Below are 12,909 nucleotides of genomic sequence, written 5' to 3' on the forward strand. Positions count from 1 at the left end.
TTTGTTGCCTGAGATCAGGCAGCAAGGCCTGACGGAGTACTTAGTCCGGCTTGCCGTCAATCACACCGGCAGTATTGTCCAGCAGGCTCTTGGTCGCCGTTTGCAGGAACGATTCGAGCTTGAGTTTCAACTCGGCGGTACGCGGCGCATCAGCAATGATTTCGGCGCGAGGATTGGCACCCAATTCATACCGATACAACTTCGGCGCCATGTCTTTGTCTTTCGGCAGGACCAGAATCTGGTCGGCGGTGAGGATAGCCGTAGTCTGCTCACTGCCCGATGGCTTGATCACACCAATGCCGGCGTCGCCTTCCGGCAGATTGAGCAGGTCGCGCCCCCAGCACTGATGACGCACTTCGCCACCGATGCGGCCCATGATGGTCGGCACGATGTCGATCTGGGTGCCCACCGTGTGGTCACGCTGGCCGAACTTTTCCTGGATGCCCGGCGCGATCATCAGCATCGGCACGTTGAAGCGGCCCAGGTCCATTTCGGTGATCTGCTGTTCGTTACCAAAGCCGTGGTCACCGACGATGACAAACAGGGTTTCCTTGAAGTACGGCTCCTTGCGGGCCTTTTCAAAGAACTGGCCCAGTGCCCAATCCGAGTAACGCATGGCGGTCAGGTGTTCGTTCAGGCTGCCACGATCGGTCACGCGCTCGACCGGCAATGGCGTCGGCAAGGCGTAAGGCGTGTGGTTGGACAGGGTTTGCAGCAAGGCATAGAACGGCTTGCCGTTTTCCCTTGCCTTGAGCTCGACCAGGCCGCGGTCGAACATGTCCTGGTCAGACACGCCCCAGGTCGGATCGGAGAACACCGGATTCACGTAATCGTTACGGCCGATGAAGTTGGTCATACCCTGGTTGCTGAAGAACCCCGACTGGTTGTCCCAGGCGAAATCGCCGTTGTAGACATACACGTCGTCGAAGTCACGGGCACTGAGCAACTGCGGCAAACCGGACAGCTTGTGGCTGCCTTCCGGGGTCTGCATCAGGTATTCGAAACCCGGCAGGTTCGGGAAGCAGGCCATGGTGGCGAACATGCCCTGGTGGGTATGGGTGCCGTTGGAGAAGAAGCGGTCGAACAGCAAGCCCTCCTTCGACAGCTTGTCGAGGTACGGCGTGATGTTGCCCGGCCCGCCCAGCGCGCCGACCGAGTGACCGGCCATGCTTTCCATCAGGATCACAACGACGTTCTTGATCGGCAGGGTCTTGTCGGCTGGCGGCGTGTAATCGCGACGTACCGCCGCGGTGTCGACATCCACCAGTTTGTCGGCCGGCACTACCAGCATGTCACGCACCACTTGCTGGGCTTGTGGCTGTGGCAGGGTCGCCTTCCAGATATTGTCGCGATCCTCGGACATCCGGCTCTTGGCAGCCGCTACCAGCGACAGCGTGCCGTTGAGGCCCAACTGGTTGGCGAAGTTCGAGTCGGTGGTATAGACGTCACCCCAACGCAGCGGCGGGCCCTGGCGCAGGGTGCCACGCGCGGCGACCACGCAGATCAGCAAGCACACCACGAATACCCCGATGCGCGCATACCACGGGGCAATCTGCCGCGTGCCGATGCTGCCGCCACTGAAAGGGCCACGAGGGCGGGTCGCACGGTCCGCGCCCTTGAAGGCGAGACTCAGGATCCAGGTGCCCACGGCCCAGGCCAGCAGGTAACGAACCACCGGGAAACCGTACCAGAGCATGCTCATCACGGTCTTCGGATCTTCCTTGACGTACTGGAAGACCAGGCCGTTGAGGCGCTGGTGGAACTCACGGTAGAAGTCCATTTCCATCAGGCCCAGGAACAGCGCAATGCTGGAAACGATCGTCAGCCAGAGGCGGAACAGTCCGCGTGCCACCATGGCCCGGGCGCTGAACAATGCCAGCAGCAACGGAATACTGAGATAGACCACCAGACGCAGGTCGAAACGCAGACCGTTGGCGAATGCCTCGAGGAAGGTCGATGCCGGTGTGTCGAGGATCATCGAGCGGTTGTAAACCAGCAGCGCGACGCGCAGCAGGCTGAACATGACCATCATGACCAGGGCACACAACAGCGTGTAGGCCAGATGCGATTTGACGGTCGGTTGCAGCAGGCGACTAGAAGCTCGCTGCTGATTCAGGGCGTCCGGGATTGCCATGTCGTTTTAGGACCCATTGGAAGTTGAAGTTTCAAAAATACAGCTGCGCCTTGCCCTCTTTTCGGCCCGTATAAGGCCTGGGGGTTTGCGCGGTGCGCAAATGTTGCACGATCGAAGGCAGCATTGCCATTGATTACTACCCGCATCCCGACTGTTTCATCCTGCACTCGGGAATACGCAACGTGTTGCGGGAGAGCCGGCGAATTGTCTTGGAGATCGGGTGAAAATTTCGTGCAACGCATATTCGGAAACAAATTAAAGCACCCTGCCCTGTCAAAAACGCAAACGCCCCGAACCGGTCGGGGCGCTGCGAAGTCACCTTGAAAGCACCACGCCCTTACTTCTCGGCGCGTTCCTTGAGGGCTTTGAGGGTATTGAACGGGGCATCCACCACGAACTTGTTGGCCACCATCGACGGCACGCTGCCGCCCGGTTCGGTGTGCACCTGATAGGTCACTTCGATCTGGTCGCCCTTGGGTACGAACTTCCAGAAACCGTCGACCTTGGCGACCCGGACGAAGCCTTTTTCTTCAGGAATGTACTTCGGTACGCCTTCGAGCTTGCGGGTCACGCTGCCATCGGCACCTTCGGTGGTAGTGACGTGCAGCACCGAATCACGCGGAGTAACCGGCCATGGGGTGTTGAACTGAGTGTAAGTCCAGCTCTGGTCACCTTCGTGCTTGAGCAGCTTCTGGGTTTTGCATTCGTGAATCCAGGCGCAGGCTCCGGACACGTCTTCCTGCAACGCACGCAGCTTGGCCATGGTGGTTTTCATCAGCGTGACGCCCTGGTAAGCCTTGTAGTCGGACCCGGCCACTTCACTCAGGGAGATCTTGATGCCGTCTTCGTCTTTTTTGACTTTCCAGTCTTCGGCCTGGGCCGTCGAGGTAGCCAGCACAACCGTCAAACCACACAGCACAGCCATACGATGCAGCGAACCCATAGTCTTATTCCTTATTGTTGAAGTTCCGTTCGTTGTACACATCACGCCGCCGTCATTTGCTCCCACCAGCCAATCAACCGGATGGCTTCTTCGCTGCTGCTTCCGCACACCTCGGGGTCGGCCTCGAAGGCAGAACACACCGCCGGCCGTTCCGGCTGGCCGAAAATATTGCACAGGTTATCGGCGGAAAGTTGCAGGCAACGTTGCCCCGCGGCCTTGCCGTTGGGCATACCGGGAATCGGTGAACTGATGGATGGGGCAATGCAACAAGCGCCACAGCCCTCACGGCATTTCATGACGACAAGCTCCTCGCGACGAGCAATGTGTAAAAGGACGGGGCACAGAGTACCCGCTAAAACAGTTGTTTTAAATTACCTGCGAGCGGGTTTTTCAGTGCAAACGTGCATGACCGGCCAGTCTCCGACAAAGCGTCTGGTCCGAGGCTCGCGGATCGGGATCAGGTTACTGCTTGAACTCGAAATCCAGTGCTGCGCCTTCGACCTCGCGGCGCTCTTCATTGCGCAGTTGCAGCTGCATTTCATTGGTGAGCAGGCGGCCGTTGAGCTGGAACGGGCTACTGCCGCTTTTGTCACCGAACAACTGGGGCAACAGCGGTTCACGCCTGATCAACGGCACCGTTCCGACCGGCTTCAGCTCCTGAACCATATCCTTGGGCAAGCTCAGGTCCAGCTTGGCGGATGGCAGCTCGGTCTTTACCACCTCACTGGCAGGTTTCGATTTGGAGGCAATGGGCGGACGCTTTTTCACAGGTGTCGCCGCTTTTTTGGCCGGCGAGTTTTTTTTCACAGGTTCGGGTTTTATCGGTGCAACGTGGAAACTGCCGGTAGCCTGTTCCTGCTCGGTGGCGGCAATGACGGATGCTGGCTGAATACTCATGAACAGGCAGAGCAAAAGCCAGGCGGCAGGAAAAATCGGTTTCATGGATCCCACGGTGGGTGCAAGCGGCAGAGGTGCATATGCTCGCCTGTTGCAGCCCACAAGACAAGCGAAGTAGCCGCCTGTTACAAACCGCCTGCCATTTCCTGGCAGAGTTGAGTGGCCAACATGCCCAACGTCATCAACGCGCGCTCGGCTTCACGGTTCCAGGGTATGCCGCAATTGAGACGAATACAGTGATTGAACTGCTCGGTATTACTGAAGATCAGCCCCGGCGCAATACTGATGCCCTGCTGCAATGCCCGCACATGCAACTCTTGCGTATTGACCCGTCCCGGCAGACTGACCCACAGAATGAAGCCCCCGGTAGGCCGGGTCATCTGCGTGCCTTCGGGGAAATACTGCTGCACGGCCAGTTGGAAGGCACTGAGGTTTTTCCGGTACTCCTGACGGATGAAGCGTAAATGCCGGTCGTACCCGCCATTTTCCAGATAAGCGGCAATGCCCATCTGGGTCACGCTGCACGCCGAATGCGTGCTGAAGGTCTGCAAGCGCTGGATTTCCTGCTGATATTTGCCGGCAATCATCCAGCCGATCCGCACGCCAGGCGACAGGGTCTTGGAGAAGCTTGAGCAATAGATCACCCGGTCCAGCCGATCGTAGGCCTTGAGGGACTTGGTGCGCCCCTGCTCGAACATCAGCTCACCGTAGATATCGTCTTCGACAATCTGGATATCGAAGTCCGACGCCAGGCGCAGCAGTTGTTTCTGCCGCTCTTCAGGCATGGTGCCGCCCAATGGATTACTCAGCCGCGTAGTCAGCACCAACGCCTTGATCGACCATTGGTTGGCCGCCAGTTGCAGGGCTTCCAGGCTCATGCCCGTGGCGGGATCGCTGGGGATCTCGATGACCTTGAGGCCCAACAGATCGGCCAGTTGCAGCAACCCGTAATAGGTCGGCGATTCGGCGGCGATCAGATCGCCGGGACGGGTCAATACGCGCAAGGACATCTGCAGCGCATCGACGCAGCCGTGTGTGATCACCACTTCCGACGGATCGACCACCACGCCGGCATCGCGCATGCGGATCGCCACCTGTCGGCGCAACGGTTCGAAACCGGGGCTGAACATGTAGCTGAAGGCCCGCGGGCTATGGAAACGGGTGACTTTGGCCAATTGTTGATGCAGTGCCCGCACCGGCAAATAGTCGACACTCGGCACCGCGGCGCCCAGCGGGAAGACACCTTCACGACGGGATTCGACCAGCACTTGTTGAATGATGCTGCTGCGGGTGACCAGGCCCGGGCGCTCGACCCGGGCGATGTCCGGCGTCGGCGCGGTGAGTGCCGGCGTCTGGTGCACGTAGTAGCCTGACTGCGGCCGGGCGCGGATCAGACCCTGATCTTCGAGATTGGCATACGCCTGCAACACCGTTGCATGGCTGACATTGAGCTGCGAGCTCATCTTGCGCACCGAAGGCACGCGCTCTCCCGGCTGATAGACCCCACGACGGATGTCTTCGGCCAGTTGTTGAGCAATACGTTGATAGAGCAAAAGATTGGTCATGACGCAGCACTCGATTTCACGGGCATTTTATTCTTGTGTAAAACAATACCGGAACAGTTTAGAAGTGTACGGGGACAGTTGCCACAATAGTCGACCGTACAGTGCAGTGTCAGCAAAATCTGTACTGTTTTGTGCGGTAATCGGCAGGCGTAAAAAAACCCGGCGCTGCATGGCAGGCCGGGCTTTCCAGCGACGCAACCCTTAGCGGGCGGCGCCGAGCTGGCCCTTTTCGTCGGAAAACACAATTTCTACCCGACGGTTCTGCGCTCGGCCCCGTTCCGACGCATTCGCGTCCACCGGATACTCGTCGCCATAACCCTCGACCTGGATGCGCTTGTCGTCGATACCCAGGTCCATCAGCACATCAGCCACCGATTGCGCGCGGTCGCGGGACAGCTTGAGGTTTTCCTGCTTGCCCCCGGTACTGTCTGTATAACCTTCGATCCGCACCACACGCTTGGGATTGAGTTGCAGGAACTGCACGATCTTCAACACCACGCGGTTGGCCGACGGTTTCAATTCCGCTTCGCCGGTGTCGAACAGCATGTCGCCCAATGTCATCACCAGACCGCGGTCGGTCTGGGTGGTGGTCAATGCCAGGATCTGTTCTTCGAGCCATTTGCCTTGCTGCTGCACGCTGAACAGTTTGGATTCGCGCAGGGCCAGTTGCAGGCGCTGGCGCTCCAGTTCGAGTTTTGCCGCTTGCTCTTCGTTGAGCGCCTGATTGGTGTGTTCCCGGGCAATGGCGCTATAGCGCTGGCTCAGGTAGGCGTAATGCACCACGTCCGAACCGCTGCCCCAATAGCTGGACAGGCGATCGGCACGGGCCAGGGACTCACCGGCGCGAATCACGTCCTTGGGGGCGATGCGCAGCACATTGGAATCTTCCTTGACCTTCTGAAAGTCGGCACCGGCCTGCTGCAACGCGGTCTCGCTGTGCTGGCTGGCGCAGCCAAACAGGCTTGCGCAACCTGCCAGGATCAAACCGCCGAGGGCTTTGCTCTTGAGGCTCATTCGGCATCTCCCAGTTGCTTGTGCAAGCGGGCGATGCGGGTGTTCAGCACGCTCAACTGTTCTTCGCTCTTGGCCGTCAACACCTTGGCTTCAGCCAGGCGCGCATCGAGTTCGGCCTGTTCGGCCCGCATGCGTGCATTTTTGAAGGATTGATCGGTCATGTTGCCCTTGGCGCGGTTGAACTTGTCTTCGGCCAGTTTCATTTCCGGCACATCGTCGGCGGTGGCGCCCACGGCCTTGGCCTGTTCGAGCGCCTGCTCGGTCAGGCGAAATTGTTCATTCGGCGCAGGATCGGTTGCACAACCCGCCAGGGCGGCAATGGCCATGGCAGCGAAAAGAGGTCGAATACTCACTAAATATCCCTACTGTTTTGGGGTACTGACGGGTTGTTGCGGGGGTTGCTGCGGCTGTGAACGTTGAGCCTTCCAACGCTCGATATTGCGCATCAGCACGGCCTCCGTCAGTCCGGACGCGGGCAATTCTGTCATCTTTTTAGCCAACTGTCCGCGCAACCATGGATCGTTGCAGGCAGAGTCATGGGAAATCGCCAGGTACAGGCCAGGCTTGTCGACCGGTTGCGAGCGCGCGCTCAGATCGCCGGCCATGCCCAGTGTCTGTGCGGTCGCCATGCCCGAGTAACGCCCTGCCAGGACAAATTCGACCTCGCCCAACAGCAATTTCTGAAAGGCCTGGGTCAGGTTGGACGTGCGCGCGAGGGTCAGTTGCTGTCCGGCAAAGGTGCTGAATTCCTGAGTCAATCGAGCTTTTTCCGACACAGCTCCGGAATGCCCGTGCAAGTCCTGTGCTTCGTTGTAGACCAGCACCGAGTCCTTGCGAGTCCAGACCAGATAGTCGTTTTCCAGCAAGGGTGGGTGGATGTAATCCAGGGTTTCCAACTCGCTGACTGTCAACGCTGCGTCCGCCAGCATGTCCATGCGCCCGCTGCGCACTTCGTCCAGGGCCTGGGAACGCTTGCCGGCATAAAGCAGTTCGACCTTGAGCCCCAACTCCCCCGCCACTTGCTGCAGCAAATCGGCGCTGGCACCGATCAGGTGCTTGGGATTCTGCGGGTCTTGCCACAGGTACGGTGGCGCGTCCGGGCTGCCGGTCACCACCAGGCGTTCGCATTTGCCTGCGGCGACCGTCAACGTCGGCAATAACGCCAATCCCAGCAAGCTCCACGCAAGACGCAGATCCATGGCAGTTCACTCCACTCAAACCGGTTATGCCCCCCCTGTAGGAGCGAGCCTGCTCGCGATGGGCGTCAACGATGACGCGGGGATCCTGGATACACGCGGTGCATATGAGACCATCGCGAGCAGGCTCGCTACCACAAGGGAAAAAGGCAAAAAAAAGCCCGACCATAAGGTCGGGCTCTTTATAAGTGAAGCAGCCGGATTAGACCAGCTTCTCGAACTCAGGGATGGCTTCGAACAGGTCTGCCACCAGGCCGTAATCGGCCACCTGGAAGATCGGCGCTTCTTCGTCCTTGTTGATCGCAACGATCACTTTGGAGTCTTTCATGCCGGCCAGGTGCTGGATCGCGCCGGAGATACCGACGGCGATGTACAGCTGTGGCGCAACGATCTTGCCGGTCTGACCGACCTGCATGTCGTTCGGTACAAAACCTGCGTCGACCGCGGCGCGGGAAGCACCAACGGCAGCGCCCAGCTTGTCGGCCAGGGCGTACAGGTGTTTGAAGTTGTCGCCGTTCTGCATGCCGCGGCCGCCGGAAACGACGATCTTGGCAGCGGTCAGTTCCGGACGATCGGACTTGGCCAGTTCTTCGCCAACGAAGCTGGAGATGCCAGCGTCGTGTGCAGCAGCAACGGCTTCAACGGCAGCCGAACCACCTTCAGCGGCAACCGGGTCGAAACCGGTGGCACGCACGGTGATCACTTTGACCGCAGCGTTCGACTGAACGGTAGCGATGGCGTTACCGGCGTAGATCGGACGCTTGAAGGTGTCGGCGCTTTCTACCGAGATGATCTCGGAGATCTGGTCAACGTCCAGTGCAGCGGCAACGCGCGGCAGGATGTTTTTGCCGTTGGAAGTCGCGGCAGCCAGGATGTGGCTGTAGCTCTTGCCCAACTCTGCAACCAGAGGAGCGACGTTTTCCGGCAGCTGGTGAGCGTAGGCAGCATTATCGGCTACCAGCACTTTAGCCACGCCAGCGATTTTCGCAGCAGCTTCAGCCACGGCGCCAACGCCTTGACCAGCAACCAGAACGTGGATATCACCACCAATCTTGGCGGCGGCAGCCACAGTATTCAGCGTGGCCGGGGCCACTACTTTGTTGTCGTGTTCAGCAATAACCAAGATAGTCATTTAGATTACCTTCGCTTCGTTTTTCAGTTTCTCGACCAGTTCAGCCACCGACTTGACCTTGATACCCGCGCTGCGTGCAGCTGGCGCTTCGACTTTCACGGTCTTGTTGGTGGAGGCGGTGGAAACGCCCAAAGCGTCCGGAGTCAGCACTTCGAGAGGCTTCTTCTTGGCTTTCATGATGTTTGGCAGAGACGCGTAGCGCGGCTCGTTCAAACGCAGGTCGGTGGTGACGATGGCCGGCAGTTTCAGGGAAACTGTCTGCGCACCGCCGTCGACTTCGCGGGTTACAGCTACGCTGTCGCCGCTGATTTCGACTTTCGAAGCGAACGTGCCCTGACCGTAGCCGCTCAATGCAGCGAGCATCTGGCCGGTCTGGTTGTTGTCGCTGTCGATGGCCTGTTTGCCAAGGATCACCAGCTGAGGCTGTTCCTTGTCGACAACAGCTTTCAACAGTTTGGCAACAGCCAGGGAAGTCAGGTCTTCGGCGGACTCGACGAGGATGGCACGGTCGGCACCCAGAGCCAGCGCGGTGCGCAGTTGCTCTTGAGCGGTGGACGGGCCTACGGAGACGACGACGATTTCAGTCGCAACACCTTTCTCTTTCAGGCGTACGGCTTCTTCCACGGCGATCTCGCAGAACGGGTTCATCGACATCTTGACGTTGGCAAGATCGACGCCGGAATTGTCCGCCTTGACGCGAACCTTGACGTTGTAATCCACAACGCGTTTGACAGCTACAAGAACCTTCATGGATTCCTCGTTACTCTCCGGTGAAAAGAAAATCGCCTGGGCGAACCTGGCGGTTGATGCTCATCGGGCGCAAGGGCACCTCCAAAAACGCCGGCAAAGGTGTCAAGTGACCATCGCTCATGATCTGGATGACCGTTCGTCAGTGGTGACTGACGAGTCATTCAACATCGCGGCGTGTAAACTGCGCATCAAACCCGCGCAGCGCATCACTCTCTACTGCCATCGCCCTGTCTTTAGAGGTGCTCTTGAAACCAACAGTCAGCCTACGGCGAGCGCAAAACCGACCGTATCTTGACCGGAACGCCTATTCCGGTCAATACGCCAAAATAGCCGTTCATAAGGCGCGTGACTTTGATTTCTCTGGCTTTGAGCCGATTCAAACAAACGTTTGTATTGGACGCTGAGAGTGGTGTAGATATAATGCGCCACCCAAAGAGAAAGGTGGTCAATCGATTGTCCGCTCCCGGCGTTGCGCTGGGATTCATGGATGCGACACCCAACCTCCAAATTAGAAAAAAAACTGTTGAGCCTTGAGTAGGAGATAACCTGTGGAACGCGAATACATGGAATTCGACGTTGTCATCGTCGGTGCCGGCCCCGCTGGTCTTTCCGCCGCCTGCCGCTTGAAGCAGAAGGCCGCCGAAGCCGGTAAGGAAATCAGCGTCTGCGTGGTCGAAAAAGGCTCCGAAGTCGGTGCTCACATTCTGTCCGGTGCCGTGTTCGAACCACGCGCCCTGAACGAACTGTTCCCGGACTGGAAAGAACTCGGCGCGCCGCTGAACACCCCCGTCTCCCGCGACGACATCTTTGTTCTGAAGAACGCTGAAAGCGCGCAGAAAATTCCTGACTTCTTTGTGCCCAAGACCATGCACAACGAAGGCAACTACATCATCTCCCTGGGCAACCTGTGCCGCTGGCTGGCCCAGCAGGCCGAGAACCTGGGCGTGGAAATCTACCCGGGCTTCGCTGCCCAGGAAGCGCTGATCGACGAGAACGGCGTAGTGCGCGGGATCATCACCGGTGACCTCGGCGTCGACCGCGAAGGCCATCCAAAGGAAGGCCTGTACACGCCGGGCATGGAACTGCGTGGCAAGTACACGCTGTTCGCCGAAGGTTGCCGCGGCCACATCGGCAAGCAGTTGATCAAGCGTTTCAACCTGGACACTGACGCTGATGCCCAGCACTACGGCATCGGCCTGAAAGAAATCTGGGAAGTCGATCCGGCCAAGCACCAGCCTGGCCTGGTGGTACACACCGCCGGCTGGCCGATGGATATCATGGGCACCGAGAACACCGGTGGCTCGTTCCTGTATCACCTGGAAAACAACCAGGTCGTGGTGGGTCTGATCGTCGACCTGTCCTACAGCAACACCTACCTGTCGCCGTTCGATGAGTTCCAGCGCCTCAAGCATCACCCGGTGCTTGCCCAGCACCTGGAAGGCGGCAAGCGCATCAGCTACGGCGCTCGCGCCATCTGCAAGGGCGGCCTGAACTCGCTGCCGAAAATGGTCTTCAAGGGCGGCGCGCTGATCGGTTGCGACCTCGGCACCCTGAACTTCGCCAAGATCAAAGGCAGCCACACCGCGATGAAGTCCGGCATGCTCGCCGCAGAATCGGTGGCTGACGCGCTGTTCGCCGAGAAGGATGGCAGCGAAGAGCTGACCACCTACGTGGATGCGTTCAAGAAGAGCTGGCTCTACGAAGAACTGTTCGCCAGCCGCAACTTCGGCCCGGCGATCCACAAGTTCGGCGCCATCGTCGGTGGCGGTTTCAACTGGCTCGACCAGAACATCTTCGGCGGCAAACTGCCGTTCACCCTGCACGACACCAAGCCGGACTACGCGTGCCTGAAACTGGCGGCCGACTGCAAGAAGATCGACTACCCGAAACCGGACGGCAAGCTCAGCTTCGACAAATTGAGCTCGGTGTTCATCTCCGGTACCAACCACGAAGAAGAGCAGCCGTGCCACCTCAAGCTGACCGATCCAAGCATCCCGATCAGCAAGAACCTGCCGCTGTACGATGAGCCGGCACAGCGTTACTGCCCGGCTGGTGTGTACGAAGTGATCACCAAGGAAGATGGCGAGAAGCGCTTCCAGATCAACGCCCAGAACTGCGTTCACTGCAAGACCTGCGACATCAAGGACCCTGCACAGAACATCACCTGGGTAACGCCGGAAGGCGCTGGCGGCCCGACTTACCCGAACATGTAAGCCGAACCGCGAACATCGAGGCTCCCGATTGGGGGCCTTTTTGTTGCCTGAAATTATGATCCCCCCTTGTAGGAGCCGGCTTGCCGGCGATGGCGGCGTATCAGTCGAAATGGATGTCTTCTGTCACACCGCTATCACCGGCAAGCCGGCTCCTACAAGGGTTGGCGGTGGGTCAGGCGGCGCGTTCTTCTCCCGGATTGCGCTCGAAGTAGCGCTTGTACTCGCGACTGAACTGCGACGTGCTCTGATACCCCACCCGGTGCGCCACTTGCGCCACACCCAGTCCCTCGCCCAGCAACAACTGCTGCGCCCTGAGCAAACGCAATCGCTTCAGATACTGCACCGGCGACAACAAGGTGCTGCGCTTGAAATGCTCATGAAAGGTCGAGGCACTCATGTTCGCGCAACTGGCCAGGGTCTCGACGTTCAGCGGTTCGGTGTAATGCGCGTGCAGATGACTGAGCGACGCCGCGATCCGGGCGAACTGCCCCTGCTGCTCCACCAGCGCCCGCAATACATCCGCTTGCGGACCGCGCAATGCGACGAACAGCAACTCGCGCAAACGCGCTGGCCCCATGATCTGGCATTCCAGCGGATCGTGCAGGCAACGCAGCAGTCGCTCGACACAACCGCGCATGGCGTCGTCGAGTACTGCCGAGGTCATCGACTCAGGCGTTTGCGCCGGAATATGCCGCCCTGGCGCCAGGCCCATCGCCAATACCAGCTCGCCCAGCATCACCCGATCGATCGCGACCGATACCCCGAGCATCGGTCCATCCGGCGCGGCAAAGGTTTCACACTCGAACGGCACCGGCAGCGCCTGAATCAGGTAGTGACCTGCACCATATTCCAGGGTGCGCGGCCCCAGGTACGCCAGTTTGCTGCCCTGGGCGATGATCACCAGGCTCGGCTCGTAGATCTGCGGCCCACGGGCCACATCGCAACTGGCCCGCAGAACCTGTACGCCCGGCAATCCAGTCGGGACGAAACCGTCGCGGGTGGACAGCGGCTCGATCAGCGAAACCAGCGTGGCATTGGCATCAAGGTGACGGGTCAACTGCATTG

13 protein-coding genes are annotated in these 12,909 nt (G+C 59.2%); 2 read left to right on the forward strand and 11 right to left on the reverse strand.

The features are described from left to right. Positions 1-40 precede the first annotated feature (40 nt). The 10 genes from QMK54_RS23340 to QMK54_RS23385 all read right to left on the reverse strand — a co-directional run bounded on the left by QMK54_RS23340 (position 41) and on the right by QMK54_RS23385 (position 9,631). Positions 41-2,134 carry an LTA synthase family protein gene (locus QMK54_RS23340; RefSeq protein ID WP_320401428.1) on the reverse strand — a complete coding sequence of 698 codons (2,094 nt, stop codon included), beginning with the start codon at positions 2,132-2,134 and terminating at the stop codon, positions 41-43. Between the two features lie 337 nt (positions 2,135-2,471). Further along, on the reverse strand, positions 2,472-3,077 hold the full coding sequence (locus tag QMK54_RS23345; protein WP_110661187.1) for an START domain-containing protein: 606 nt from the start codon (positions 3,075-3,077) through the stop codon (positions 2,472-2,474). A 41-nt stretch (positions 3,078-3,118) separates the two neighbouring features. Beyond that, positions 3,119-3,373 (reverse strand): YkgJ family cysteine cluster protein, encoded by a 255-nt coding sequence (locus QMK54_RS23350; RefSeq protein ID WP_007973695.1) that lies wholly within the window; start codon positions 3,371-3,373, stop codon positions 3,119-3,121. Between the two features lie 166 nt (positions 3,374-3,539). Further along, positions 3,540-4,019: a translation initiation factor 2 gene (locus QMK54_RS23355; RefSeq protein WP_110661188.1), complete on the reverse strand. Its 480-nt coding sequence runs from the start codon at positions 4,017-4,019 to the stop codon at positions 3,540-3,542. 80 nt (positions 4,020-4,099) lie between these two features. Then, positions 4,100-5,539, reverse strand: a complete 1,440-nt coding sequence (locus QMK54_RS23360) for a PLP-dependent aminotransferase family protein (RefSeq protein ID WP_008050371.1) — start codon at positions 5,537-5,539, stop codon at positions 4,100-4,102. A gap of 201 nt (positions 5,540-5,740) precedes the next feature. Further along, positions 5,741-6,553, reverse strand: coding sequence for an OmpA family protein (locus QMK54_RS23365; protein WP_110662560.1), 813 nt, complete (start codon positions 6,551-6,553; stop codon positions 5,741-5,743). After that, positions 6,550-6,906, reverse strand: coding sequence for a DUF4398 domain-containing protein (locus QMK54_RS23370; RefSeq protein ID WP_223591131.1), 357 nt, complete (start codon positions 6,904-6,906; stop codon positions 6,550-6,552). The genes QMK54_RS23365 and QMK54_RS23370 overlap by 4 nt, the downstream gene beginning before the upstream one ends. 9 nt (positions 6,907-6,915) lie before the next feature. Next, the gene (locus QMK54_RS23375) at positions 6,916-7,752 is read right to left on the reverse strand and encodes a substrate-binding periplasmic protein (RefSeq protein ID WP_110662558.1); all 837 of its coding nucleotides are present in this window, start codon (positions 7,750-7,752) and stop codon (positions 6,916-6,918) included. Positions 7,753-7,951: 199 nt separating this feature from the next. After that, entirely contained in the window at positions 7,952-8,881 is a 930-nt protein-coding gene (locus QMK54_RS23380) for an electron transfer flavoprotein subunit alpha/FixB family protein (protein ID WP_320401429.1), read from the reverse strand. Beyond that, positions 8,882-9,631 (reverse strand): electron transfer flavoprotein subunit beta/FixA family protein, encoded by a 750-nt coding sequence (locus tag QMK54_RS23385; protein WP_007945693.1) that lies wholly within the window; start codon positions 9,629-9,631, stop codon positions 8,882-8,884. Between QMK54_RS23385 and QMK54_RS23390 the strand changes: the two genes are divergently transcribed. Beyond that, positions 9,630-9,926: a hypothetical protein gene (locus QMK54_RS23390; RefSeq protein WP_146242066.1), complete on the forward strand. Its 297-nt coding sequence runs from the start codon at positions 9,630-9,632 to the stop codon at positions 9,924-9,926. The genes QMK54_RS23385 and QMK54_RS23390 overlap by 2 nt on opposite strands. A gap of 253 nt (positions 9,927-10,179) precedes the next feature. After that, positions 10,180-11,844: an electron transfer flavoprotein-ubiquinone oxidoreductase gene (locus QMK54_RS23395; RefSeq protein ID WP_320401430.1), complete on the forward strand. Its 1,665-nt coding sequence runs from the start codon at positions 10,180-10,182 to the stop codon at positions 11,842-11,844. 172 nt (positions 11,845-12,016) lie between these two features. On the opposite strand, the gene QMK54_RS23400 is transcribed toward QMK54_RS23395, so the two are convergent. Beyond that, a complete protein-coding gene (locus tag QMK54_RS23400) occupies positions 12,017-12,907 on the reverse strand; it encodes an AraC family transcriptional regulator (RefSeq protein ID WP_110662841.1) in 891 nt (296 codons plus the stop codon). Between the last annotated feature and the right edge of the window lie 2 nt (positions 12,908-12,909).

Origin of the sequence: Pseudomonas sp. P5_109 (assembly GCF_034009455.1) — a bacterium.
GTDB lineage: Bacteria > Pseudomonadota > Gammaproteobacteria > Pseudomonadales > Pseudomonadaceae > Aquipseudomonas.